24 protein-coding genes are annotated in these 25,734 nt (G+C 66.0%); 8 read left to right on the top strand and 16 right to left on the bottom strand.

The window, feature by feature from the left end:
• Positions 1–124: 124 nt before the first annotated feature.
• Positions 125–1,396, bottom strand: coding sequence for an RsmB/NOP family class I SAM-dependent RNA methyltransferase (locus tag ACYVH8_RS04380; RefSeq protein ID WP_460487663.1), 1,272 nt, complete (start codon positions 1,394–1,396; stop codon positions 125–127).
• 94 nt (positions 1,397–1,490) lie between these two features.
• Here ACYVH8_RS04380 and ACYVH8_RS04385 point away from each other — a divergent pair, with 94 nt between their 5' ends.
• Positions 1,491–1,748 (top strand): DUF1653 domain-containing protein, encoded by a 258-nt coding sequence (locus ACYVH8_RS04385; protein WP_460487664.1) that lies wholly within the window; start codon positions 1,491–1,493, stop codon positions 1,746–1,748.
• A 2-nt stretch (positions 1,749–1,750) separates the two neighbouring features.
• Here the strand turns inward: ACYVH8_RS04385 and purN are convergent, their stop codons facing one another.
• Positions 1,751–2,332, bottom strand: a complete 582-nt coding sequence (gene purN / locus ACYVH8_RS04390; protein ID WP_460487665.1) for a phosphoribosylglycinamide formyltransferase — start codon at positions 2,330–2,332, stop codon at positions 1,751–1,753.
• A gap of 250 nt (positions 2,333–2,582) precedes the next feature.
• Here purN and ACYVH8_RS04395 point away from each other — a divergent pair, with 250 nt between their 5' ends.
• Both ACYVH8_RS04395 and ACYVH8_RS04400 read left to right on the top strand, forming a co-directional pair.
• The gene (locus tag ACYVH8_RS04395; protein WP_460487666.1) at positions 2,583–3,764 is read left to right on the top strand and encodes an acyl-CoA dehydrogenase family protein; all 1,182 of its coding nucleotides are present in this window, start codon (positions 2,583–2,585) and stop codon (positions 3,762–3,764) included.
• 96 nt (positions 3,765–3,860) lie between these two features.
• On the top strand, positions 3,861–4,976 hold the full coding sequence (locus ACYVH8_RS04400) for an acyl-CoA dehydrogenase family protein (RefSeq protein ID WP_460487667.1): 1,116 nt from the start codon (positions 3,861–3,863) through the stop codon (positions 4,974–4,976).
• A 73-nt stretch (positions 4,977–5,049) separates the two neighbouring features.
• Here the strand turns inward: ACYVH8_RS04400 and ACYVH8_RS04405 are convergent, their stop codons facing one another.
• The gene (locus ACYVH8_RS04405) at positions 5,050–5,607 is read right to left on the bottom strand and encodes an HNH endonuclease (RefSeq protein ID WP_460487668.1); all 558 of its coding nucleotides are present in this window, start codon (positions 5,605–5,607) and stop codon (positions 5,050–5,052) included.
• Positions 5,608–5,791: 184 nt separating this feature from the next.
• Between ACYVH8_RS04405 and ACYVH8_RS04410 the strand changes: the two genes are divergently transcribed.
• The 3 genes from ACYVH8_RS04410 (at position 5,792) to lspA (ending at position 10,420) form a co-directional block, all read left to right on the top strand.
• Positions 5,792–6,802, top strand: coding sequence for a bifunctional riboflavin kinase/FAD synthetase (locus ACYVH8_RS04410; protein ID WP_460487669.1), 1,011 nt, complete (start codon positions 5,792–5,794; stop codon positions 6,800–6,802).
• A 112-nt stretch (positions 6,803–6,914) separates the two neighbouring features.
• Positions 6,915–9,827, top strand: a complete 2,913-nt coding sequence (gene ileS / locus ACYVH8_RS04415) for an isoleucine--tRNA ligase (protein ID WP_460487670.1) — start codon at positions 6,915–6,917, stop codon at positions 9,825–9,827.
• A 92-nt stretch (positions 9,828–9,919) separates the two neighbouring features.
• Positions 9,920–10,420, top strand: coding sequence for a signal peptidase II (lspA, locus tag ACYVH8_RS04420; protein WP_460487671.1), 501 nt, complete (start codon positions 9,920–9,922; stop codon positions 10,418–10,420).
• Between the two features lie 51 nt (positions 10,421–10,471).
• Here the strand turns inward: lspA and ACYVH8_RS04425 are convergent, their stop codons facing one another.
• Entirely contained in the window at positions 10,472–11,467 is a 996-nt protein-coding gene (locus tag ACYVH8_RS04425; RefSeq protein ID WP_460487672.1) for a quinone oxidoreductase family protein, read from the bottom strand.
• 117 nt (positions 11,468–11,584) lie between these two features.
• Here ACYVH8_RS04425 and ACYVH8_RS04430 point away from each other — a divergent pair, with 117 nt between their 5' ends.
• Positions 11,585–12,490 (top strand): DMT family transporter, encoded by a 906-nt coding sequence (locus ACYVH8_RS04430; RefSeq protein WP_460487673.1) that lies wholly within the window; start codon positions 11,585–11,587, stop codon positions 12,488–12,490.
• Between the two features lie 18 nt (positions 12,491–12,508).
• Here ACYVH8_RS04430 and ACYVH8_RS04435 read toward each other — a convergent pair whose 3' ends face one another.
• From ACYVH8_RS04435 to ACYVH8_RS04490, 12 genes are all read right to left on the bottom strand, one after another.
• Positions 12,509–13,297 carry an SDR family oxidoreductase gene (locus ACYVH8_RS04435; protein WP_460487674.1) on the bottom strand — a complete coding sequence of 263 codons (789 nt, stop codon included), beginning with the start codon at positions 13,295–13,297 and terminating at the stop codon, positions 12,509–12,511.
• A gap of 74 nt (positions 13,298–13,371) precedes the next feature.
• Complete coding sequence (locus tag ACYVH8_RS04440) at positions 13,372–14,277, bottom strand: DMT family transporter (RefSeq protein ID WP_460487675.1); 906 nt, start codon at positions 14,275–14,277, stop codon at positions 13,372–13,374.
• Positions 14,274–14,519 carry a hypothetical protein gene (locus tag ACYVH8_RS04445; RefSeq protein ID WP_460487676.1) on the bottom strand — a complete coding sequence of 82 codons (246 nt, stop codon included), beginning with the start codon at positions 14,517–14,519 and terminating at the stop codon, positions 14,274–14,276. The genes ACYVH8_RS04440 and ACYVH8_RS04445 overlap by 4 nt, the downstream gene beginning before the upstream one ends.
• Positions 14,516–15,604: a Fic family protein gene (locus ACYVH8_RS04450; RefSeq protein WP_460487677.1), complete on the bottom strand. Its 1,089-nt coding sequence runs from the start codon at positions 15,602–15,604 to the stop codon at positions 14,516–14,518. The genes ACYVH8_RS04445 and ACYVH8_RS04450 overlap by 4 nt, the downstream gene beginning before the upstream one ends.
• 129 nt (positions 15,605–15,733) lie before the next feature.
• On the bottom strand, positions 15,734–17,356 hold the full coding sequence (locus ACYVH8_RS04455) for a gamma-glutamyltransferase family protein (RefSeq protein ID WP_460487678.1): 1,623 nt from the start codon (positions 17,354–17,356) through the stop codon (positions 15,734–15,736).
• A 147-nt stretch (positions 17,357–17,503) separates the two neighbouring features.
• A complete protein-coding gene (locus ACYVH8_RS04460) occupies positions 17,504–18,469 on the bottom strand; it encodes a Bug family tripartite tricarboxylate transporter substrate binding protein (protein WP_460487679.1) in 966 nt (321 codons plus the stop codon).
• Positions 18,470–18,544: 75 nt separating this feature from the next.
• Positions 18,545–20,056 carry a tripartite tricarboxylate transporter permease gene (locus ACYVH8_RS04465; RefSeq protein ID WP_460487680.1) on the bottom strand — a complete coding sequence of 504 codons (1,512 nt, stop codon included), beginning with the start codon at positions 20,054–20,056 and terminating at the stop codon, positions 18,545–18,547.
• Between the two features lie 12 nt (positions 20,057–20,068).
• Entirely contained in the window at positions 20,069–20,518 is a 450-nt protein-coding gene (locus ACYVH8_RS04470; protein ID WP_460487741.1) for a tripartite tricarboxylate transporter TctB family protein, read from the bottom strand.
• Positions 20,519–20,728: 210 nt separating this feature from the next.
• Entirely contained in the window at positions 20,729–22,519 is a 1,791-nt protein-coding gene (locus ACYVH8_RS04475) for a GspE/PulE family protein (RefSeq protein ID WP_460487681.1), read from the bottom strand.
• 4 nt (positions 22,520–22,523) lie between these two features.
• Positions 22,524–23,282: a class I SAM-dependent methyltransferase gene (locus ACYVH8_RS04480; RefSeq protein ID WP_460487682.1), complete on the bottom strand. Its 759-nt coding sequence runs from the start codon at positions 23,280–23,282 to the stop codon at positions 22,524–22,526.
• A gap of 19 nt (positions 23,283–23,301) precedes the next feature.
• Positions 23,302–23,829: a DNA-deoxyinosine glycosylase gene (locus ACYVH8_RS04485; protein ID WP_460487683.1), complete on the bottom strand. Its 528-nt coding sequence runs from the start codon at positions 23,827–23,829 to the stop codon at positions 23,302–23,304.
• Positions 23,826–24,710 (bottom strand): TatD family hydrolase, encoded by an 885-nt coding sequence (locus tag ACYVH8_RS04490; protein ID WP_460487684.1) that lies wholly within the window; start codon positions 24,708–24,710, stop codon positions 23,826–23,828. The genes ACYVH8_RS04485 and ACYVH8_RS04490 overlap by 4 nt, the downstream gene beginning before the upstream one ends.
• A gap of 117 nt (positions 24,711–24,827) precedes the next feature.
• Here ACYVH8_RS04490 and ACYVH8_RS04495 point away from each other — a divergent pair, with 117 nt between their 5' ends.
• Entirely contained in the window at positions 24,828–25,730 is a 903-nt protein-coding gene (locus ACYVH8_RS04495; RefSeq protein ID WP_460487685.1) for a S1C family serine protease, read from the top strand.
• Positions 25,731–25,734 lie beyond the last annotated feature (4 nt).

Raw genomic sequence — 25,734 nt, forward strand, 5'->3', positions numbered from 1 at the left:
TGAATAGGAATAAGCCCAGCCTTAAATAAGGAACGGGGGCAGTGGCATGGATTCTAAAGGTTCCCCCCTGTTTTGGCCAGAGCCGGCCAGCTTTAGGCAGAAAACCTTAATTCAAGTCAGATGTCTACTTTTTTTGCCAAATTGCGGCGAAGAAGCCGTCTGTTTGATGCAGATGGGGCCAAAGACGCAGGTATTTCCGACCATTGTCGCCCCCGTGACAAAGGCGCTCACCCCCCGGGACCTTGAGTTGGGTCAACAGCTCGCCGGCGTCCAGGGGCTGAAAATCGGCGTGGACAGCGGAAAAGGCCTCGGCAATGGCTTCGTTTTCCTGGGGCAGAACGCTGCAGGTGGCATAGACCAGGCGCCCACCGGGCTTGAGCAGGCGGGCCGCGCTGGCCAGGATCGCGGTCTGCTTGACCGTCATTTCTTCCACAGCCTGCGGGCTTTGGCGCCATTTCAGGTCCGGGTTGCGGCGCAGGGTGCCCAGGCCGGAACAGGGGGCGTCGACCAGCACGCGGTCGATCTTGCCGACCAGGCGCTTGATGCGCTCGTCACGCTCATGGGCAATCGCGGCCGGATGCACATTGGACAGGCCGCTGCGCGCCAGGCGGGGCTTGAGCGCCTCCAGACGATGCCCCGAGGTATCGAAGGCATAAAGCCGGCCGGTGCTGCGCATGGCCGCACCGATGGCCAAGGTCTTGCCGCCGGCGCCGGCGCAGAAGTCCACCACCATCTCGCCACGGTGCGCATCGAGCAGCAGGGCCAGCAGTTGCGAGCCCTCGTCCTGCACCTCGATGGCGCCGCGCGTGAACACGTCCAGCTTGTTCAGGGCCGGCTTGTCCCCGATGCGCAGGCCCCAGGGTGAATAGGGTGTGGGCAGGGACTTGATGCCCGCCGCCTGCAATTCCTTCTGGATCGCTTCGCGCTTGGCGAGCTGGGTGTTGACACGCAGGTCCAGGCCTGCGCCCAGGTTCAGGCTCTCGACCAGGGGCCAGAAGCCCTGGCCCAGTTGATCCTTGAGCGGCTGCACCAGCCATTCCGGCAGGTTGTGGCGGTGCAGATCCATCAATTCTTCAGGCTTGACCCGGTCGCACTGGTCCAGCCACTGTTTTTCCTGATCACTCAGCACGCTCTTGACGAAGTCGCGCGGACCATAAAACCCCAGGATGGCCAGGCGCCGTTCCCTGGGCCCGCTGCCTGAGAGCGCCAGCTTCTCGAACAGCAGCTTCTTGCGCAGCACGGTGTAGACGGTCTCGGCCAGGGTGGCGCGCTCACGCGGGCCCAGGCCACGGTGGTCGCGGAAAAAACGCGAGACGATGGCATCAGCCGGGTGATCGAACTTGAGGGTGAGCCGGACCAGCTCGGTGCAGACGTCCAGCAGGGCTTGGGGATGCATATCTTGTTGTTTGGAACTTGGTCTAGGATTGTCCCATGCGCCGCCGGGCCGTTCCCCAGGCGCATACCGTAGCGCGCCGCGCGAAGGCCACCGAATGCAAGACGAAAACCTCCCCCCGCTGATCGAAACCCGCCCCGGCCTCTACCGCCACTACAAGAACCTGATGTACGAGGTGCTGGGTACCGTGCGCCACAGCGAGACGCTGGAGCCCATGACCCTGTACCGCGCGCTCTACGGCGAGCGCGGCCTGTGGGTGCGGCCGGCGGCCATGTTTGGCGAGGAAGTGGTGATCGCTGGCGTACGCCAGCCGCGCTTCACCTGGGCAGGAGAAAGCCCCCCGGGGAAAACCTGATGCTACATTTTTTGTAGCAAATCAACAATGACCTGCGGGTAGATCAGGTGCTCCTGCGTCAGTACGCGGGCGGCCAGGGTGTGCTCGTCGTCCTCCGGCAGCACCGGCACCACGGCCTGGGCCAGGATGGGCCCGTGGTCCAGTTCGGCCGTGACCTGGTGCACGGTGGCGCCGGCGAACTTGCAACCGGCCTCGATGGCGCGGCGGTGGGTGTGCAGGCCCGTGAAGGCCGGCAGCAGCGAGGGGTGGATGTTGAGCAGGCACCCGGCGTAATGCCCGACGAAACCCGGCGTCAGGATGCGCATGAAACCGGCCAGCACCACCAGCGCGGGCTGGTGCGCGTCGATGGCGGTCATCAGGGCGGCGTCGAAAGCCTCGCGAGAGTCGTAGGCCTTGTGGTCCAGCACGACCGTGGGGATGCCTTTTTCGCGCGCAAAGACCAGGCCCCTGGCGTCGGCCTTGTTGCTCAGCACGGCCGCCACGCGGGCGCCGAATTTGTCTAACCAGCGCTCGCGCTCGGCCGTCTGGACGATGGCCGCCATATTGGAGCCGCCGCCCGAAATGAGGATGACGATGTTTTTCATTTTTTGCCTGTAGCTCAGACCGGATTTTGCACGGGTAGACGAGTAGCCAACGATGCCAGGCGCGAAACACCGCGGAACCGGCTCCGCCGGGCCGCTGGTGTTGTCCCCTTGAGGGGAAGGTGGGGCCACGCTGTGGCACCACCTCAGGGGTGGATCAATTCCTTCGGGTTGTCACGGTTTGGACAGTCATTTGCGAACGCCCGTGCTTAAATTCGGGAAATTGCGGCTCGAGCCATCACCGGAGACAGACATGGATTTGGCATTCACCCCCGAAGAACAGAACTTCCGCGAGGAAATCCGCGCCTGGGTGTGCGCGAACCTCCCGGCCGACATCTCGCACAAGGTGCACAACGCCCTGCAGCTGACCCGCGACGACCACCAGCGCTGGGCCAGGATCCTGGGCCAAAAGGGCTGGCTGGGCTGGGGCTGGCCCCAGCAGTTCGGCGGCCCGGGCTGGAACGCGATCCAGAAACACCTGTTCGAGGAAGAGTGCGCGCTGGCCGGTGCGCCGCGTGTCATTCCCTTCGGCCCCGTGATGGTGGCCCCGGTCATCATGGCCTTCGGCAGCCCCGAGCAGCAAAAGCGTTTCCTGCCGGGCATCGCCAGCGGCGAAGTCTGGTGGAGCCAGGGCTACAGCGAACCGGGCTCCGGCTCGGACCTGGCCTCCGTGAAGACCCGCGCCGAGCGCAAGGGTGACAAGTACATCGTCAACGGCCAGAAGACCTGGACCACGCTGGGCCAGTACGGCGAGTGGATCTTCTGCCTGGTGCGCACCAGCAACGAAGGCAAACCGCAGACCGGCATCTCCTTCCTGCTGATCGACATGAAGTCCAGGGGCGTCACCGTGCGTCCCATCAAGCTGCTCGACGGCGAATGCGAGGTCAACGAGGTCTTCTTCGACAACGTCGAGGTGCCGGCCGAAAACCTGATCGGCGAGGAGAACAAGGGCTGGACCTACGCCAAGCACCTGCTGAGCCACGAGCGCACCAATATCGCCGACGTGAACCGCGCCAAGCGGGAGCTCGAGCGCCTCAAACGCATCGCCAGGGCCGAAGGTGTCTACGAGGACGTGCGTTTCCGCGACGAGATCGCCAGGCTGGAGGTAGATGTGGTGGCGCTGGAGATGCTGGTGCTGCGTGTGCTCTCAGCCGAGAAGTCGGGCAAGAACTCGCTGGACATCGCCGGCCTGCTCAAGATCCGCGGCAGCGAGATCCAGCAGCGCTATGCCGAACTCATGATGCTGGCCGCCGGCCCCTACGCCCTGCCCCTGATCCGTGAAGCCATGGAAGCCGGCTGGCAAGGCGACTTCCCGGGCGGCGTGCTGGCCAACGCCCCGCTGGCCTCAACCTACTTCAACATGCGCAAGACCACCATCTACGGTGGCAGCAACGAAGTGCAACGCAATATCGTGGCCCAGACGATTCTCGGCTGACGCCGTAGAACCGCCTGCGCGATGCGCGACAGACAAGACCGCTCCCCCGTGCCCCTTCAAGAGGGGGTTCCCATCAGATGAATGCAGGTGACAAAAATGGATTTTGACTTCAGTGATGACCAAACACAGTTACGCGATGCCGTGCGCAAATGGGTGGAGAAGGGCTACGGCTTCGAGCGCCGCCGCGGCATCGAGGCCGCGGGCGGTTTCTCGCGCGAGGCTTTCAACGAACTGGCCGAACTGGGCCTCTGTGGCCTCTACATCCCCGAAGACGAAGGCGGCCTGGGCATGGGCCCCATCGAGGGCATGGTGGTCATGGAGGAGCTGGGCCGCGGCATCGTGCTGGAGCCGCTGGCGCAAAGCCTGATCGCCGGCGCCGTGCTGTCCGGTTATGCGGGCGCCGAACTCAGGGGCAGCTGGCTGCCGCGCATTTCCAGTGGCGAGGCCCTCGTGGTGCTGGCCCAGCAGGAGCGCAAGGCGCGTTATCGCCTGAATGTCTGCGAAGCCACGGCGGTGCAAGCCGGCAGCGGCTGGGCCCTGACAGGCAGCAAGAACATGGTGCCGGCCGGTGACCAGGCCGATGCCTGGCTGGTGCCGGCCATGGCCGGCGGCAAATTGGCCATGTTTCTGGTGGAACGCACAGCCAAGGGCGTGAGCACACGCGGCTACGGCACACAGGATGGCGGCCGTGCCGCCGACGTGACGCTGGACAAGGCTGCCGCGCAACTCGTCACGGCCGACGGCCTCACGGCCCTGGAATACGCCGTGGACATCGGCATCGCGTCCCTCTGCGCCGAAGCCGTGGGCGTGATGGACCAGACCCTGGACGTGACGCTGGACTACATGAACACGCGCAAGCAGTTCGGCGTGGCCATCGCCAGTTTCCAGGCCCTGCGCCACCGCGCTGCCGACATGAAGATGCAACTGGAACTGGCCCGTTCCATGAGCTACTACGCCAGCCTCAAGCTCAACGCCCCGGCCGACGAGCGCCGTCGCGCCATGGCGCGCACCAAGGTCCAGCTGGGCCAGTCCATGCGCTACGTGAGCCAGCAGGCCGTGCAGCTGCATGGCGGCATCGGCGTGACCGACGAATACATCGTGAGCCACTACTTCAAGAAACTCACGCAGCTGGAAATGACCTACGGCGACAGCCTGTACCAGCTCGGCGAGGTGTCGGCCCGCATGCAGGACACCGCGGGCGTCTTTGCCTGACAACCGAGCCGGGCGCTGCCCATGCAAAAGGCCCGCACTGCGGGCCTTTTTCTTTCGTGAAACCTTGCGCCCGTTAACTCAGCAGGCGTGAAGACCGAGGCACGTGCGCCATGAGGAACTCCATCTGGTCGGCCAGGATGCGGCGGTTGCGCAGAATGAAGTCTTCCCAGAGGCTGGGCACATAAGGCGCGTAGAGCAGGGGCATGCCAGCCTGCTCGGGGGTACGGCTGCTCTTGCGGTGGTTGCAGGCGCGGCAGGCGGTCACCACGTTCATCCAGTGGTCCTCGCCTTGCTGCGCGAAGGGAATGATGTGCTCACGCGTGAGCTCGGTTTCGTGGTGATCGACACCGCAGTAGGCGCAGACATTGCGGTCGCGCGTGAAGAGCTTGCTGTTGGTGAGACTGGGGCGCAGGTCGAAGGGGTTGATGCTGGGCACGCCCTTGGTGCCGATGATGCTGTTGACGGTGATGACGGACTGCTCACCGGTGATGGCGTTGTGGCCGCCATGGAACACGGCGATCTCGCCGCCCGCTTCCCAGCGCACCTCGTCGGCGGCGTAGTGCAACACCGCCTCCTCGAGGGAAATCCAGGATTGGGGCAGCCCCTGGGCCGACAGCTTCAAGACCTTCAAAACACGCCTCCTGACCGGTTGAATCAACCATCCGAATGAAACGCTTGCGTCCGCGGCAGCCTCTTGTGAAGGACTGCCTCGCCATTCGGACACAATATACCCTGATTTGATGACCATGGGGCGGCTTTGCTTTTACTGACAGCTCCGCCCGCTATCAAAAAGATACTGAACCAGACACCCCCAGATGAAGGTTTTTCGCGGCTTCCACCACCCCGGCATCGCCCCGGCCTGTGCCCTGACCATCGGCAATTTCGATGGCGTGCACCGCGGCCACCAGGCCATGCTGGCCCTGCTGCGCGGCGAGGCGGCGCAGCGCGGCGTGCCCAGCTGCGCCATGACCTTCGAGCCGCACCCGCGCGACTACTTCGCCGGAGCCGCGGGCAATGCGGCGCTGGCGCCCGCGCGCATCGCCACCCTGCGCGACAAGCTGGCCGATCTGCAGCGCTGCGGCATCGACCAGGTCGTGGTGCTGCCCTTTGACGCGCGCCTGGCCGGCCTCACCCCCCAGGCTTTCATCGACGATGTGCTGGTGCGCGGCCTGGGCACACGCTACGTGCTGGTAGGCGACGACTTCCGCTTCGGCGCCAAACGTGCCGGCGACTACGCCCTGCTGGACGCCGCCGGCACCCAAAAGGGCTTCGACGTGGCGCGCATGAACAGCTACGAAGTGCATGGCCTGCGCGTCTCCAGCTCGGCCGTGCGCGCCGCCCTGCATGAGGGGCGCATGGAAGACGCGGCCCGCCTGCTGGGCCACCCGTACCACATCTCCGGTCATGTGCTGCACGGGCGCAAGCTCGGGCGTGAGCTGGGTTTCAAGACCCTGAACCTGCGCTTCACGCACTGGAAGCCGGCCGCCGCCGGCATCTTTGCGGTGCTGGTGCACGGCCTGGTAGACCAGCCCCTGCGCGGGGTGGCCAATCTCGGGGTGCGCCCCTCGCTGGACCCGAACGATGTCAACGGCGGGCGCGTGCTGCTGGAAACCCATTGCCTGGACTGGCCCGCCGCCCTGGGCGCCGAGGGGGGCTACGGTAAAATCATCCGCGTGGAACTGCTGCACAAACTGCACGACGAACTCAAATACGCCAGCCTGGAGACCCTCACGCAGGGCATCCACCAGGACTGCGATGCTGCCCGCGCCTGGTTTGCATCCACGCACTCCGAGACCCACCGGCAGACCACGCGCGACCGAATTTAGACCGGACCCCTTGCGGTCGCCGCCCTTCGACAGGCTCAGGGCGAACGGCTTGTTTACTCGTTCCGACCACTCCCGTTCGGGCTGAGCCTGTCGAAGCCCTTTCGAGTTGACCATGTCCGAAGCCAAAACTGATTACCGCGCCACGCTGAACCTGCCCGACACGCCCTTCCCCATGCGCGGGGACCTGCCCAAGCGCGAGCCGGGTTGGGTCCAGGCCTGGGAAGAGCAGGGCCTGTACAAGAAACTGCGCGATGTGCGCCACGGCAAGCCGAAGTTCATCCTGCACGACGGCCCGCCCTACGCCAACGGCTCGATCCACATCGGCCATGCCGTCAACAAGATCCTCAAGGACATGATCGTCAAGGCGCGCCAGCTCGAGGGCCTGGACGCGCAGTACATCCCGGGCTGGGACTGCCACGGCCTGCCGATCGAGAACGCCATCGAGAAACTGCACGGCCGCAACCTGCCGCGCGACGAGATGCAGGCGAAAAGCCGGGCCTTCGCCACCGAGCAGATCGCCGGCCAGATGGCCGATTTCAAGCGCCTGGGCGTGCTGGGCCAGTGGGACAAGCCTTACCGGACCATGGACTACGTCAACGAGGCCGCCGAGATCCGCGCCTTCAAGCGCGTGATGGAGCGTGGTTTCGTCTACCGCGGCCTCAAGCCCGTCTACTGGTGCTTCGACTGCGGCTCCTCCCTGGCCGAGTTCGAGATCGAGTACGCGGACAAGAAGAGCAGCACGCTGGACGTGGGTTTTGAATGTGCCGAGCCCGAAAAGCTGCTGGCTGCGTTCGGCCTGCCCTCACCCAATGGGAGAGGGAGCAATGCAGAACTCCCTCGCCCCTCTGGGGAGAGGGCCGGGGTGAGGGGCAGCGAGCAGCCCATTTACGCTGTGATCTGGACCACCACCGCCTGGACCCTCCCCGCCAACCAGGCGCTCAACCTGAACCCCGAGCTCGAGTACGCCCTGGTGCAGACCGAGCGTGGCCTGTTGGTGCTGGCCGCCGTGCTGGTCGACAAATGCATGGAACGCTACAAGCTCACGGGCAAGGTGCTGGCCACCACCCTGGGCAAGAAGCTGGACCTGATCAACTTCAAGCATCCCCTGTACGACGTGGATGCCGGCTACCGCCGCTTCAGCCCCGTGTACCTGGCCGACTACGCCACCGCGGATGACGGCACAGGTATCGTGCACTCCGCGCCGGCTTACGGCGTGGACGACTTCAACAGTTGCGTGTCCCACGGCCTGAAGTACGACGACATCCTCAACCCCGTGCAGGGCAATGGCGCCTACGCCGCGGACTTCCCCCTGTTCGGCGGCCAGCACATCTGGAAGGCCGTGCCCCTGGTGCTGGAGGCGCTGAAGAACGCCGGGCGCCTGTTCGCCACCCAGGACATCACGCACAGCTACCCGCACTGCTGGCGCCACAAGACACCCGTGATCTACCGCGCCGCGGCCCAGTGGTTCGTGCGCATGGACGAGGGCACGGGCATCTTCACCCAGGACAAGGCGCCGCAGACCCTGCGCCAGATGGCCCTGACCGCCATCGACGACACCAGCTTCTACCCCGAGAACGGCCGCACCCGCCTGCGCGACATGATCGCCAACCGGCCCGACTGGTGCATCTCGCGCCAGCGCAGCTGGGGCGTGCCCCTGCCCTTCCTGCTCGACGTGGACAGCGGCGAGCCGCATCCGCGCACGCCCGAGATCATCGACCTGGCCGCCGAAGTCGTCGAGCAGGGCGGCATCGAGGCCTGGAGCAAGCTCTCCACCGCCGACATCCTGCAGCGCATCGGTGACAAGAGCGGCGCCGCACAGTGGAGCAAAAGCAGCGACATCCTCGAGGTGTGGTTCGACTCCGGCACCACGCACACCACGGTGCTCAAGACCTCGCACCCGCATAGCGGCCACGAGGACGGTGGCCCCGAGGCCGACCTGTATCTGGAAGGCCACGACCAGCACCGCGGCTGGTTCCACTCTTCGCTGCTGACCGCCTGTGCCATGTACGGCCGCGCGCCCTACCGCGGCCTGCTGACCCATGGCTTCACCGTGGACGGCCAGGGCCGCAAGATGAGCAAGAGCGTGGGCAACGTCGTGGCCCCGCAGCAGGTCAGCGAGAAGATGGGCGCCGAGATCATCCGCCTGTGGTGCGCCGCCACCGACTACTCGGGCGACCTGGGCATCGACGACAAGATCCTGGCGCGGGTGGTGGACACCTACCGCCGCATCCGCAACACCTTGAAGTTCCTGCTGGCCAATATCAGCGACTTTGACCCGGCCAAAGACGCGGTGCCGCTGGATCAGATGCTGGAGATCGACCGCTACGCCCTGAGCCGCGCGGCCGAACTGCAGGCCGAGATCCTGGCGCACTACGAGGTCTATGAGTTCCACCCGGTGGTGGCCAAGCTGCAGGTCTACTGCAGCGAGGACCTGGGCGCCTTCTACCTGGACGTGCTGAAAGACCGCCTGTACACCACGGCGCCCAAATCACTGGCCCGTCGCAGCGCCCAGACCGCGCTGCACCAGATCACGCAAGCCATGCTGCGCTGGATGGCGCCCTTCCTGAGCTTCACGGCCGAGGAGGCGTGGAAGGTGATCGGCTCGTCCGAGTCGATCTTCATGGAGACCTATGTCGATCTGGGACAGCCCGATGCGGCGCTGCTGGCCAGGTGGGGGCGCCTGCGCGAGATCCGCGACGCCGTGAACAAGGACATCGAGGCGCTGCGCGCCGATGGCAAGGTGGGCGCCTCGCTGCAAGCCACCGTGACACTGGCAGCCAATGCGCAAGACCACGCCTTGCTGGCCAGTCTGGGCGAGGACCTGAAGTTCGTCTTCATCACCTCGGCCGTCACGCTGCAACCCGGAGGCGCGCTCACGGTGCAGGTGGCGCCGAGCGCGGCGACCAAATGCGAACGCTGCTGGCACTACCGCGAGGACGTGGGCACCGATGCATCCCATCCCACGCTGTGCGGCCGCTGCACCAGCAATCTCTACGGCCAGGGTGAGCATCGACTGCATGCCTGAAGCCGTTCGCCCTGAGCCTGTCGAAGGGCTCTCTCTCTCTTGAACCCGGGTGCTGGGGCTTCGACAAGCTCAGCCCGAACGGATTGGATTTGATGGCCAAGATACGCCCCCACACCAACGTCGGCCTGCTGAAATGGCTGGGCCTGGCCTTTCTGATCCTGCTGGCGGACCAGCTCAGCAAGGTGCTGATCCTGGCCTACTACCACTATGGCGAGGCCACCGAGCTGACCGGCTGGCTCAACATCGTGCGGGTGCACAACCGCGGCGCGGCCTTCTCCTTCCTGGCCGGGGCTGACGGCTGGCAGCGCTGGCTCTTCGTGGGCATCGGCGTGGCTGCCACGGTCTTCATCATCACCATGTTGCGCGCCCATGCCGGCCAGCGCCTGTTCTGCTTTGCGCTGACCTGCATCATGGGCGGCGCCATCGGCAATGTGCTGGACCGCCTGCTGCACGGCTACGTGGTGGACATGGTGGACTTCCACATCGGCAGCTGGCATTTCCCGGCCTTCAACCTGGCCGACAGCGCCATCACCCTGGGCGTGATCCTGTTGCTGCTCGACGAACTCCTGCGCGTGAAACGCTCTCGCAGCTGAGCGGCGACGCGCTGGCGCGGAGCTGGCTTCAGCCTCCGCGCCTGGCGTGCCTCACAGCGTCAGGATGGTGCAGCCCGTGGTCTTGCGGGCTTCGAGGTCGCGGTGCGCCTGCTGCACCTGTTCCAGCGGGTAGCGCTGGGAGATGTTGATCTTCACCTTGCCGCTGGACACCATGGCGAACAGGTCGTCGGCCATGGACTGCGTGGTCTCGCGTGTGGTGATGTGGCTGAACAGGGTCTGGCGCGTGACGTAGATCGAACCCTTGGCCGCCAGGCTGCCCGGCGCAAAGGGCGGCACCACGCCGGAGGCATTGCCGAAGCTGGCCATCAGGCCGAAAGGCCGCAGGCAATCGAGCGACTTGTCCCAGGTGTCCTTGCCGACGGAGTCGTACACCACCTTCACGCCCTTGCCGCCGGTGATCTCCTTCACGCGCGGCAGGAAGTCTTCCTTGTTGTAGTTGATCACGTGGGCGGCGCCATGGGCCTTCGCAAGCTCGCACTTGGCGTCCGAACCCGCCGTGCCGATCAGCTGCAGGCCCTGGGCCCTGGCCCACTGGCAGGCGATCAGGCCCACGCCGCCGGCGGCGGCGTGGAAGAGCACGTGGTCGCCGGGCTGCAGGGCCTCGACCGGGCGCACCCGGTTGAAGAGGTACTGCACGGTCAGGCCCTTGAGCATCATGGCCGCGCCGGTCTCGAAGGCGATGTCGTCGGGCAGCTTGCACACCGTCTTGGCCGGCATCACGCGCACCTCGCAATAGGCGCCGGGCGGCTGGCTGGCGTAGGCGGCACGGTCGCCGACCTTCAGGTGCGTGACCCCCTCACCCACCGCCTCGACGATGCCCGAGGCCTCCATGCCCAGCTGCAAGGGCATGGGCAGCTGGTAGACACCGCTGCGCTGGTAGACGTCGATGAAGTTCAGGCCGCAGGCCTTGTGCCGGATGCGGATCTCGCCCGGGCCGGGCTCGCCCACCATCATCTCGACGATCTTCATCTCTTCAGGGCCACCATGCTGGGCTATGCGCACGGCGCGGGAACGGATCTGGGTCATGTCTTGTCTCCTGTTGATGCGCAAAATTCTACGTGAGCATACGAGTACCCGCCGCCGCCAGGGCATTTCTGCCCGTCTGACGGCAGACCGGCCACCGGCTTGCTACAGTGCCACACCATGCACACACGCCTCAGCCCCTCCACCGCCCTGCTCCTGACGCTGCCGCCCCTGATGTGGGCCGGCAATGCCGTGGTGGGCCGCATAGTGGGCGAACTCGTGCCCCCCATGATGCTCAATCTGCTGCGCTGGGTTCTGGCCGGCCTGATCCTGCTGCCGCTGGCGACCTGGGTGCTCAGACGCGACAGCGGCCTGTGGCCGCACTGGCGGCGTTTTGCCATGCTGGGCCTGCTCAGCGTGGGCGCCTACAACGCGCTGCAGTACCTGGCGCTCAAGACCTCCTCACCCATCAACGTCACGCTGGTGGCGGCGAGCATGCCGATCTGGATGCAGCTCATCGGGCGGCTCTTCTTCAACGCCCCGGTCTCGCGCCGCCAGCTGCTGGGCGCCCTGCTGTCCATCAGCGGCGTGCTGCTGGTGCTCGGCCGCGGCCATCTGGACACCCTGCTGCAGGTCCAGTTGCTGCCGGGCGACATCTACGTACTGATCGCCTCCATCTGCTGGGCCTTCTACAGCTGGATGCTGGCGCGCCCTGGCGGCGAGCCGGCCACCATCCGCGGTGACTGGGCCGCTTTCCTGCTCGCGCAGATCGTCTTCGGCCTGGCCTGGTCGGCGCTGTTCGCTGCCGGTGAATGGATGGTGGTGGACCAGCCCATCGTCTGGGGCTGGCCGTTGATCGCGGCCCTGGTCTTTGTGGCCGTGGGCCCGGCCGTGCTGGCCTACCGCGCCTGGGGCATGGGCGTGCAGCGCGCGGGCCCCACGGTGGCCAGCTTCTTCGGCAATCTCACACCGCTGTTCGCGGCGCTCATGTCCACAACCCTGCTGGGCGAACTGCCTCAGCTCTACCACGGCGCTGCTTTTGTGCTGATCGTCAGCGGCATCGTGGTGTCCTCGGCGCGACGATAAGGCCACGCCAGGATTGCATCAATACGTACCTGGGTAGGCACCACCATCGGCGAGCACGTTCTGGCCCGTGATGTAAGCGGCTTGCTGGCTGCACAGAAAGGCGCAGATGGCACCGAACTCCTCGGGTGTACCGAAGCGTTGCGCCGGGATGGTCTTCTTGCGGGTTTCCATGATGGCCTCGATGGGCTGGCCGGTTTTCTGCGCCGCACCCGCCATCGTCCCCTTGAGACGGTCCGTGTCGAAGGCGCCGGGCAAGAGGTTGTTGATCGTCACGCCCTTGGCGGCGAGCTTGGGGTTGCGCGCCACGCCGGCGACAAATCCGGTCAGGCCGCTGCGCGCGCCATTCGACAGTCCCAGGATGTCGATCGGCGCTTTCACCGCGCTGGACGTGATGTTGACGATGCGGCCGTAGCCGCGCGCGGCCATGCCATCCACCGTGGCCTTGATGAGCTCGATGGGCGTGAGCATGTTGGCGTCCACCGCCTTGATCCAGTCCTCGCGGCTCCAGTCGCGGAAGTCGCCGGGCGGCGGGCCGCCGGCGTTGGTGACCACGATGTCGAACGCCTTGCGCTGGGCAAAGATGGCTTCACGTCCTGCCGCGGTGGTGATGTCCACCGGCACCGCAACGACCTGCACACCCTTGGCCTCGGCCTTGAGCTTGGCCGCCGCGGCATTCAGCGCCTCGGCGCCCCGCGCCACGATCACCACGTTGACGCCCTCGCGTGCCAGCGCCTGCGCGCAGCCGAAACCGAGGCCCTTGCTGGCGCCGCCCACCAATGCCCATTTGCCTGTGATGCCGAGATCCATGATGTTCTTCCTGTGTCGAGATGAGATTGACGAAATGATACGGAGGCCGTCTGACCTTTGCCCGGGCGGGACTTTCAGTCCGCTGCCGCACGGGCGGCACGGCCAAAAACAAAGATGCCGGCCAGCACCAGCAGCGTGCCGGCCACGACCCAGCCCGTGAAGGGCTCGCCCAGCAGCCACACCCCCATGAGGATGGTGGACATGGGGCCCACCATGCCGGCCTGCGCCGCCATGCCCGCTCCCACACGCTCGATGGCCATCATCACCAGCAGCACGGGCACGGCGGTGCAAGCGGTGGCATTGAGCAGAGACAACCAGATCACCTCGGGTGCCACCTGGGCGGCCGACAGGGGGCGCAGCAGAACGAACTGCAGGAGGCAGAACAGACAGGCCACGCTGGTGGCCAGCCCCACCAGGCGCAGCGAGCCCAGGCGCCGCACGAGTTCGCCGCTGTAGCTGAGGTAAATCGCGTAGCTGACGGCGCTCATGAAGACCAGCAGCGTCCCCCAGGCCACGTCGGCCCCGGCCAGTGAGACCTCGCGCCCGAAAACGAGCATCACACCCAGATAGCTGATCAGCATGCCGCCGATCTGCGCGCGGCTGACACGCCGGCCGTAGAACAGCAGGCCGACCAGCAGCACGATGGTGGGCGTGAGGTAAAGAACCAGGCGTTCGAGTGAGGCCGTGATGTGGGCCAGGCCCGCGAAGTCGAGGAAGCTGGCCAGGTAATAGCCACTGAAGCCCAGGCCCAGCACGCCCAGCCAGTCGCGCCGGGTGAGCGCGGCCTTGCCCCGGCTGGCCCACCAGGCCATGACGGCAAACAGCGGCAGCGCGAACAGCATGCGGTACATGATGAGCGTGACCGCATCGACCCCGTGGCGGTAGGCCAGCTTGACGATGATGGCCTTGCCGCTGAAGGCGATGGCGCCGACGACCGCAAGTAAGAGGCCGGTGGGGAGGCCTTTCGAGGCGTGACTCATGCGTCCAGGCCGTCCAGATAGCCGAGATCGTCGCGCAGGACCATCACGTACAGCTGCCGCACGGCCTCTTCAGGCGTGAGCCTGATGGACTTGCCGCGCACCAGGCAGGTCATGTAGGGCGCGGGTTTCTTACCCGCCTCCTTGACGGTGATGGCGGCTTCGAGCGCACTGATCTGCGCCGGCTTGAACTGTCCCAGCTTGTAGGCGCTGTCTTTCAGTATTTCTGTGAGCGTCATTGTCATTTCTCGTCTCCCGGATTACTTGTCGATGTTGGGTTCTGCGGCTTCACGTTGACCCATTTGGCCCCGCGCCCCTTGCCCGTGGACGCAATCAGCCCCTCGGCCTTCAGTGCGCGCAGCACCAGCCGCACCATGTCGCGGCTGATGCCGGGGCATGCCTGTTCGATTTCCGAGATGGAAAACGGCAGCGTGCGCTTGAGCGCTTCGGCGCGCACGCGGTCGCCCTTGGCGCCACGCCCGCGCTCGATGGTGCCCACACGCTGCTCGAATTCCTTGTAGGCGCGCAGCAGGGCGCCCCAGAAGTAATCCAGCCAGGGGGTGATGTCGTGCACAGCCTCGTGCCAGCCCTGTGAGCTGGCTTCCAGCGTTTCGTAATAACTTTCCTTCGATTCCTCGAAGATGCGCTCCAGGCTGATGTAGCGGCCCACGGTGTAGTCGTAGTGGTAGAGCAATTGCAGGGTCAGCAAGCGAGCCATGCGGCCATTGCCGTCCGGGAACGGATGGATACACAGAAAGTCCAGGACGACCAGGGGCACCAGCACCAGCGGATCGGCCAAGTGTTGGTCGCGCGCCTGGCCATAGCGCGTCATCAAGTCCGCCATGGCTGTGGAGGTCAGGTGTGCTGCCACCGGACGAAAGCGCACGCGCGTGCTGCCGTCCGGGTGCCGCTCCACGATGTCGTTGTTGCTGGCCTTCCAATGCCCGCCAGGCTGCGGCATGTAGCGGTACAGCATGCCGTGCAACTGGAGCACCGTGCCTTCCGAGAAGGGCATGTGCTCTGCGCTTTCGTGGATCAACGCCAAGGCATCCCGGTAGCCCGCGACCTCCTGCTCTGAGCGGCTTTGGGGCGTGGCATTTTTCAGCACCAGGGACTTGAGCCGATGGGGTGCGACGACCACCCCTTCGAGCCGGTTGGAAGACTCGGTCGATTCAACCGCGGCAACCTGCCGCAGGTCGCTCAGGACCTCGGGCGACTGGGCAATGTAGAGGCGCTGCTTGCCCCGGTATTCGCCCAGGGCGCGCAGGCTGGCCAGCTGCCGGGTATCGAAGCGCAGCCGGGCCAGGTACTCTGGAGTCAGCGAATGCATGGTGGGGCTGAATCGGCTTGAAATGGGGTAATTGCCTGGATTATAGAGGTATTTAAATACCAAATTACCCCATTTAAAAGAAAATTACCCCATTCCCGTCCTCGGATGCAGCTCCAGAACAATAAGCCCTCAGTAGCCTGCCGCCTGGCCGTCGCGGCGCGCGTCACTGGCGGCCACATAACCCTGCACCTTGGGGTCACCGGCGCGCCAGATGAACTGGCCGGCGCCGAAGTCCTGGTAGGAGTCGTTGATGACCTCCATGCGGTGGCCGCGCGCCGACAGGCCCTGCACCGTGGCCGGGTTCATGCTGGCCTCGACGTTGATCTCCAGCCCCGCGTTGTAGCGCCAGCGCGGCGCGTCGCAGGCGGTCTGCGGGTTCTGCCCGTAGTCCAGCATGCGCACCAGGGTCTGCAGATGGCCCTGGGGCTGCATATTGCCGCCCATGACGCCGAAGCTCATCACCGGCTGGCCGTCCTTGGTGAGGAAGGCCGGGATGATGGTGTGGATGGGCCGTTTGCCCGGCGCCACCAGATTGGCGGTGTTCAGGCCGTGGGCGTCCACGTTGAAGCCGTGGCCCCGGTTCTGCAGGCTGATGCCGAAGCTCGGCTCCACGCAGCCCGAGCCGAAGCCCATGAAGTTGCTCTGGATGAAGCTGATCATCATGCCGTTCTCGTCGGCCGCCGTCAGGTAGATGGTGCCGCCCTTGACCGGGTTGCCGGCCTTGAAGTCCTGCGCCTTCTTCATGTCGATCAGTTTGGCGCGGCTGGCCAGATAGACGTCATCGAGCATCTGCGCGGGCGTCACCTCCATGGCAGACGGCTCGGCCACGTAACGGTAGACATCGGCAAAAGCCAGTTTCATGGCCTCGATCTGCAGGTGCTGTGAATCGACGCTGTCCACGGGCAGCGAGCCCAGGTCGAACTTGTCCAGGATGCCCAGGGCCATCTGCGCGGCAATGCCCTGGCCGTTGGGCGGAATCTCGTGCAAGGTGTAGCCGCGGTAGTTCTTGGCCAGGGGCTGCACCCACTCGGGCTGGTAGGCGGCCAGGTCGCTGGCCTTGAGCAGGCCGCCGTTTTCAGCGGCGAATTTCTCCAGGGCCCGGGCGATCTCGCCCCGGTAATAGGCCTGGCCCTTGGTCTGGGCAATCAAACGCAGGGCACGCGCCGCGGCCTTGAACTGGAACAGCTCCCCCACCTGGGGCGCACGGCCCCAAGGCAGGAAAGACTGGGCAAAACCCGGCACGCCCTGCAGCTCGGGCGTGGCGGCGGCCCACTTCTGCTGCACCACCACGGGAATGAGGTAACCCCGCTCGGCGATCTCGATGGCCGGCTCCAGGAGGTCGGCGAAGGGCAGCTTGCCGAAACGATCGCTCAGCGCCACCCAGCCGGCCACGGCGCCCGGCACGGTGACGGAATCGATGCCGCGCTTCGGGGGTGTCTTGGCGCCCTCGCCGTACTTGCGCTTGAAGTACTCGGGGGTCCAGCCCTGCGGCGCGCGACCGGAGGCGTTGAGGCCATGCAGCTCCTTGCCATCCCACAGGATGGCGAAGGCATCGCTGCCCAGGCCGTTGCTGACCGGTTCGGTCAGGGTGATGGTGGCCGCGGCGGCAATGGCCGCATCCACCGCGTTGCCGCCCTTTTGCAGCATGCGCAGGCCGGCCTGGGCCGCCAGCGGGTGCGAGGTGGAGACGACGTTGCGGGCAAAGACCGGCAGGCGCGTGCTGGTGTAGGGGGTGCTGTAGTTGAAGTTCATAAATCAGGGTTTCGTCACTTTGAATCACCATGTTGTCGGCAGCCAAACCACTCAACCGGGGACGCCGTGGAACCGGCTTCGCCGGGCCGCTGGCGTCGTCCCCCTGAGGGGGAAGGCGCCCGCGCTTCGCGGGGGCGACTCAGGGGGCTAATCCGTCGTTATCTTGCGTTCCGTGATGACTTTTTTCCACTTGGCCGATTCGGCTTTCACCACGGCCGCGAACTGCTGCGGCGTGCCGCCGGTGGTTTCGGCGCCCAGGCGCGCAAAACGTTCTTTCAGCTCGGGCTCGGCGAGCGCCGCATTCACGGCCTGGTTGACGCGCGTCACGATCTCCGGGGGCAGGCCGCGCGGGCCGTAAACGCCAAACCAGGTGACCGACTCGAAGCCCGGCAGCAGTTCAGCCACGGCCGGCAGCTCGGGCACCAGGGCGCTGCGCTTGGGACTGGTCACGGCCAGGGCGCGCAGCTTGCCGTCGCGCACATGGGGCATGCCCGAGACCACAGAATCAAACAGCACGTCCACCTTGCCGCTGATCAGGTCGGCGATCGACAGGCCGGTGCCGCGGTAGGGGATGTGCACGAGGAAGGTGCCGGACCGGGCCTTGAAGATCTCGGTGGACAGGTTGGAGATGGTGCCGTTGCCGCTGGAGGCGTAGTTCAGCCGCCCCGGGTTCTTGTGCGCGTAGTCTATGAATTCACGCAGGTTCTTGGCGGGCGAAGTCATGGGCACCAGAATGACCTGGGGCGAGCTGGCCACGTAGGCGATGGGGGTGAAGTCGGCCTCGGCGTTGTAGGGGGTCTTGGGGTTGATGGCCGGGCCGATGCTGTGCGTGCTCGAGGTGGTCAGCAGCAGGGTGTAGCCGTCGGGCGCGGCCTGGGCCCCGGCCAGGGCGCCGATGGTGCCGCCGGCGCCGGGCTTGTTGTCGATCACGATGGACTGGCCCAGATTCCTGCCCAGCTCCTGCGAGAGAGCGCGCGCGAGGATGTCGGTGGCGCCACCGGGGGGGAAAGGCACGACCAGGCGGATCGGCTTGCCCGGCCAGGTCTGCGCGGCCAGCGGCAGGGCAAGGGACAGACCGAAGACCAGCAGGCCGGTCAGCAGCTTGGATGTCATGAAGAAGCTCCTCTGAGAGTCAGAAAGTGAGAACGGCACCCGCAGGTGCCGTTCCAGTTTAGTGCAGCGGCGGGATCACTCCTCTACGAAGGCTTCCTCGCGCTTGGACTTGATCGAAGGGAGCGTCACGATGATGAGCAGCAGCAGCGCCATGCCCAACAGGGTGGCCGAGAGCGGACGTGTGACGAGCACGCTCCAGTCGCCGCGCGACAGCAGCAGGGCCCGGCGCAGATTCTCTTCCATCATCGGCCCCAGGATGAAGCCCAGCAGCAGTGGCGCGGGCTCGACCCCCAGCTTGATGAAGCCGTAGCCGATCACACCGAACATGGCGACCATCCAGATGTCCCAGGTGTTGTTGTTCGTGGAGTACACGCCGATGGCGCAGAACAGCACGATGGCCGGGAACAGCCAGCGGTAGGGGATGGTCAGCAGCTTGATCCAGATACCGATCAGCGGCAGGTTCAGGATGATCAGCATCAGGTTGCCCAACCACATGGAGGCGATCAGGCCCCAGAACAGTTCCGGGTTGCTGGTCATCACCTGCGGGCCGGGCTGGATGTTGTGAATGGTCATCGCACCGACCATCAGCGCCATCACGGCATTGGGCGGAATGCCCAGCGTCAGCAGCGGGATGAAGGAAGTCTGCGCGCCGGCGTTGTTGGCGGCTTCGGGCGCGGCCACGCCGCGGATATTGCCCTGGCCGAACGGGACCTCGCCTTTTTTGAGCTTGGTCTTCTTCTCGATGGTGTAGGCGGCAAACGAGGCCAGCAAGGCGCCGCCGCCGGGCAGGATGCCCAGCGTGGAGCCGATCGCGGTGCCGCGCAGGACGGCCGGCAACATGCGCTTGAAATCTTCCTTGGACGGATAGATGTGGGTGACCTTGCCGGTGAACACCTCGCGATCGTCCTCCGGTTGCGAGAGGTTGGCGATGATCTCGCCGTAGCCGAACACGCCCATGGCGATCACGATGAAGCCGATACCGTCGGTCAGTTCCGGGATGTCGAAGGAGTAGCGCGCCACACCCGAGTTCACGTCGGTGCCGACCAGGCCCAGCAGCAGGCCCAGCACGATCATGGCGATGGCCTTGAGCAGCGAGCCCGAGGCCAGCACCACGGCGCCGATCAGGCCCAGCACCATCAGCGAGAAGTATTCGGCCGGGCCGAACTTGAAGGCCACTTCGGTCAGCGGCGCAGCGAAGGCGGCCAGGATCAGCGTGCCCACGCAACCGGCAAAGAAGGATCCCATGCCGGCCGCGGCCAGCGCGGGTCCGGCCCGGCCCTTGCGGGCCATCTGGTAGCCGTCGATCACGGTCACCACCGAGGACGATTCTCCCGGCAGGTTGACCAGAATGGCCGTGGTGGAGCCGCCGTACTGGGCGCCGTAGTAGATACCGGCCAGCATGATCAGCGCGGCCACCGGGGGCAGCGCATAGGTCGCCGGCAGCAGCATGGCGATGGTGGCGATCGGGCCGACGCCCGGCAGCACGCCGATCAGCGTGCCCAGCAGGCAGCCGATGAAGGCGTAGGCCAGGTTCTGAAAGGTGAAGGCAACACCAAAACCCAGTGCGAGGTTGTCAAACAATTCCATTTTCTGCGCTCCTCAACCCGCGATGAAGGACGGCCACACCGGGAACTGCAGGGACAGCAGTTTCACGAAGGCGCCGTAGCTGATGACGGCGAGGATGGTGGACAGGATCAGCACCTCGCGCAAATTGAACTTCTCGCCAGCCAGGCTGGACACGATGGTCAGGCCGTAGATGGCGGCGATCAGTCCCATGGCCGGAACGCCCAAAGAGGGCAGGCCGCCCAGCAGGATGCCGAACAGCACGTTGGCCCCGATGATGTAACCCAGCTGCTTCCATGCAACCGAACCCAGCTTGTCTCCGGTCGCGGACTTGGACACCACGCCCTTGAACATGATCAGCCCGCCCAGGACAGCCAGAATGATGCCCAAGAGCAGCGGGAAATAACCCGGGCCCATGCGGGCGCCGGTACCGACGTTGTAGGTGGTAGCCCCCAACGCAAAGCTGATGCCCACGATGGCGAACATCAGGCCGGAGTAAAAATCTTTTTCACTCTTGATGAATCTCACGAACTTGTCTCCTACGGGCCATACCCGAAACAACCGGGATTCTGCCCCGGAACAAGTGTCATGCCGAATGTGGATTACACCTATGCACCCCCGGGCGCACAGCGAAAGCCGACAGGGAATACCCTAGGTTGCGGATGAGCCTGCGCCGCAGCGGTGCGCAGGTCAGCTTCAGGTCAGGGGCGGCGTGGCGCCGAGCACCTCATCGATCACCGTCAGCCCCTCGGCCACGCGCAAGGCGCCGGCCAGGCGCAACGGGCGCATGCCGTCGGCCACGGCCTGGCGCTTGAGCGCCTCGATATTCGGCTCGCGGCTGACCTTGTCCTTGAAGGCCTCGCTGATCAGCAGCAGTTCGTACAGACCCATGCGCCCCTGGAAACCCGTCATGCGGCAATCCACGCAGCCCACGGGCTTGAAGGGCTTGTAGCCGCCGCTGATGTTCCAGGGTTTCACCATCTCGGCCAGGTGCTCGCGCGTGGCCGCCTCGTCGCGCACCTTGCACTGCGCGCACAGGGTGCGCACCAGACGCTGCGCCAGCACGCCCAGCACGGTGGCGTTGAGCAGGTAGGGCGGAATGCCCAGCTCCATCAGGCGCGTGATGGCCGAGGGTGCGTCGTTGGTGTGCAGGGTGGAGAAGACCAGGTGACCGGTCAGCGCCGCCTGCACCGCCATCTCGGCGGTTTCCAGGTCGCGGATTTCACCCACCATGATGATGTCCGGGTCCTGCCGCATCAGGGCGCGCAGGCCCTCGGGGAAACCGAAATCCAGCTGCGGCTGCACCTGGGTCTGGTTGAAGGCCGGCTCGATCATTTCGATCGGGTCCTCCACCGTGCTGACGTTGACCTCTTCGGTCGCCACGCGCTTCAGCGTGGAGTACAGCGTGGTGGTCTTGCCCGAGCCCGTGGGCCCGGTCACCAGGATGATGCCGTGCGGACGCTTGACCAGCGCCTCCCAGCGCTGCGCGTCGTGGGGGGAGAAACCCAGCTCGGCCAGGTCCTTGACCGTGGTGTCGGGGTCGAAGATGCGCATGACCATCTTCTCGCCGAAGGCCGTGGGCAGGGTGGAGATCCGCATTTCCACCTCGTCACCGCCGGGGTTGCGGGTCTTGATGCGGCCGTCCTGCGGGCGGCGCTTTTCCACCACGTCCATGCGCCCCAGCAGCTTGATGCGCGCCGTCATGGCGGTGAGCACGCCCATGGGCATCTGGTAAACCGGGTGCAGCACGCCGTCGATGCGGAAACGGATCACGCCCTGCTCGCGCCGCGGCTCCAGGTGGATGTCGCTGGCACGCTGGTCAAAGGCGTATTGCCACAGCCAGTCCACCACCTGCACCACGCTCTGGTCGTTGGCGTCGAGCTGCTTGTTGGTCTTGCCCAGCTCCACCAGCTGCTCGAAGCTGGAACCCGTGTTGCCGCTGCCCGACTTCATGGCCGAGCGCACCGACTTGGCCAGGGCAAAGAACTCGGCCGTGTAACGCTGGATCTCCCCCGGGCTGGACAACACGCGACGCACGCTGCGACGGGTCTGGCGCTCGACCTCGCCCACCCAGTCGGTGATGTAGGGCTCGGATGTGGCCACCACCACCTCGGTGGGCAGCACCTGCACCGGCAGCACACGGTGGCGCTCGGCATAGGCCGCGCTCATGCTGTCGGCCACCTTGCCCACGTCCACCTTGAGCGGGTCGATGCGCAGGTAGTCCAGGCCCGCGCGACCGGCCAGCCACTGCGTGAGGCTTTCCACGTCCAGCGGCTTGTGATCGACGGCCCGGCGGATGGAGACACTGGCCAGGCGCAGCAGCGGGTGCTGGGCGCTCTCGGCCTGCGAGCAGCGTGCGATGGTGCGATGGGCCTCGTCCTCGGCGATCACGCCGTCGGCCAGCAGCCACTCGACCAGGCGACGCCAGTCCACCGGCCCCACGTGCTCGGACTTGGACAGGCTCTTGAGTTTGGGCTGGGCGCTCATGGATTCATTGTTCGAAGACGGGTTTGAAGCCGCGCAGCCACTTGGTGGCGGGCAGGCCCCATTGAGTCTGGATGATTTCGGCCCGCTCGGCAAGCACGGCGCGCTTCGGACGCGAGGGCGTGCGCTGGGCCAGCACCACGGTGTTGCCTTCACGCGTCGCCTTGAAGGCCCAGACCGACTCCTTGCCAAAAGCCGCGGCGATCTTGTCCACGCTCTTCGTGTAACTGGAGGAGCGGCCGAAGAGGTTGACCGTCATGCAACCCTCCTCCGTCAGCAGACGGCGGCAGTGGGCATAGAACTCGGGACTGTCGAGCACCGGCGCGGCCGCCTCGTGGTCGTACAGGTCCACCTGCAGCGCGTCCACGGCGCCGAACCACTCCGGTTTCTGGATTTCCCTGGCCGCGTCGGCCAGGATGACCCGCATCCTCGCCGTATCCGCCGGCAGCTTGAACCAGCCGCGGCAGGCGACCAGCACCTGCGGATTGAGTTCGATGGCCCTGGTCTTCATGCGCAGGACCTTGGCGCAGAACTTGGTCAGCGAGCCCGCGCCCAGACCCAGCTGCAGGGCCTGGCGCTTCGTCACCGTGTCCGGCGCCACGAACAGCGTCCAGGCCATCATGCGCTGGATGTACTCATGCACCAGGCGGATCGGGTCCCGGGTGTCCATGGAGCCCTGGATCCAGATCGAATCCAGGTGGAGATGACGGATGGGGCCCTCGTCGGAGAAATGGACTTCGGGCAGGGAAAGTTTGCGCGTACTCAAGATCGATCGATTATCACCGTCACAGCAGGCCGGCCTGCACCATGGCCGCTCGCCAGGCTTCCTGTTTGCGGGCCAAGCTCCAGCTGGCATTGGCCGGGCTGGTGGACGGCAGCTTCATCAAAGGGAAGTGTTCCACCCCCAGCGCCACCCGCACCGCCTTCGCGTGCCGGAAACTTTCGCCCCCGTTGTGCGCGATCAGCTGCAGCTGCGGGCACTGCGCCCTGAGCGCGGAGAAATCGTTGACCTCGGCGTTTCGGATGGCACTGTCCAGGCTGCCGCTGCGTTCGCAGCTGGCGTAGACGTCCCACACGCCCAGGCCATGGGCCAGCAACCAGGCGCAGCGTTGTGCATAAGACGCCGGTCCGGGCAAAGGATGCTGCGGCCACAGGGACTGCAGGATCTTCCAGAAATGGTTCTGCGGGTGCGCGTAGTACTGCTGCGACTGCAGGGAGGCCACCCCCGGGAAACTGCCGAGAATCAGCAGACGGGTGTCGGGGCCGACGATGGGCGGCAGGCCGTGCAGGCGCTCGGTCATCGGTGCGCTCATACGCCTGGTTGATCCATCAACGCAGTCAGACGCGGCAAGGCGGCACAGGCGTTGCGATGACTGGCCGCAGCCAGTTCTTCACCGGTCAGCTGTCGCAGCGCCGCCAGTTCTTGCGCAATCCGCGGCAACTCGCCCGGCTCGTTGCGCCCCTGCGCTTCACCCGCCGAACGCTGCTCCGCCGTCGTGTACAGCCAGTGCGGCGGCATGTCGGGTGCGTCGGTCTCCAGCACGATGGCATCAAGGGGTAGTTCGGTGGCCAGGCGACGCAGGTTCTGCGCGCGCTCGTAGGTCAGCGCCCCACCGAAGCCCAGCTTAAACCCCTGGGCTATGAAGGCCTGCGCCTGCTGCAGGCTGCCGTTGAAGGCATGGGCGATGCCGCGCCAGCGGTGCCCGTCCACACCCGCCCCGGGCGTCACCTCTTTCGCCACCGCACGCAAGCCCTTGAGCAGCATGTCGGCCGAGCGGCGCACGTGCAGGATCACGGGCAGGCCGTGTTTGCGCGCCAGCCTGAGCTGCTCCACGTAGAAATGTTCCTGCCGCTCGCGCAAAGGTGATGCGCAGAGCTCGGGCACGAAGTAGTCCAGACCGATCTCGCCCACGGCCACCAGATGCGGGTCGTCACGGTGCGCGGCCAGGGCGGCGTCCAGCCGGGCCAGGTCGCCGTCCAGCGCGTCCTTCACATACAGCGGGTGGATGCCCAGGGCGTAGCTGTCACCGGATGCACGGGCCAGGCGGCGCACGTCGTCGAAATGCGCCACCTGCACGGCCGGCAGCACGCAGTGGACCACGCCCCGTTCTCGTGCGCGGGCACGCACGGCCACCACGTCGGCGGCGAATTCCGGAGCGTCCAGGTGGCAATGGGTATCTATCCAGCCTTGCATGGCACCATGATGCCGGAAAGCTGAGCGACCCCGGGCCGGTGCGCATGCAAAAAAAGCCCAGCCGTGCTACCGTTGCACCGATGCCGCTGCGTCGGTGGCACAGCCCCGGGGGTACGCATGCGCCAGCCTGCCCTGTACAGCCGTTCGCCGCGTGGCCCCGCCGCGCCGGACCCGGTCTTGCCTGCTGCGGACAGCCCCCCGCCCGCTTCCCCCCGCTCCCACCGGCGCATCCGTCTGCCGCATTGGCAGGAACGGCACTGGCGCTGGCTGGCCCTGGCCGCCCTGCTGCTGCTGCTGCTGGCCCAGGCCCTGTGGCCCGCCACCGCGCAGCGCAAGCTGACCCAGAAGGACATCGATGCGGCCGTGCTCAGGACGCTGGAGACGGCCAACCTGCCCTCACCGGCCGCGCGCGCGGCGGCCGCCGTCGCCCCTTCGCTGGTGCGTGTCGCCGGCTTCGTGACGGACAAGGACGGGGAAGAGAAGGACCACGGCCTGGGCAGTGGCGTGGTCATTGTGGACAGCGGTGTCATCCTCACCAATCTGCACGTGGTGGCCGGCGCCAGCCGCATCGAACTCACCTTCCACGACGGCTCGCGTTCCGCCGCGCTCATGACGGGCGCGCAGATCCACAACGACCTGGCCGTGCTGCAGGCCCAGAAGCTGCCCGACGATCTCAAGGCCGCCACCCTGCGCTCCACCGCCGATCTGCAGCCGGGTGACGGCGTGGTGGCCGTGGGTTTCCCCTTCGGCATCGGGCCTTCGGTTTCCAGCGGCGTGGTCTCCGGGCTCGGGCGCAGCTTCCGCTCGCCCGAAGGCAAGCAGCAGATCGGCAACCTGATCCAGTTCGACGCGGCGGCCAACCCCGGCAATTCGGGCGGCCCCCTGGTCACCATGGACGGCGAGGTGGTGGGCATCGTCACCGCCATCCTCAATCCCTCCGAGCAGCGCACCTTCATCGGCATCGGCTTCGCCGTGCCCATCGAAAACGCGGCCGCGGCCGTCGGCATGCACCCGTTTTGAGGAT

This window comes from Curvibacter fontanus (assembly GCF_054780335.1).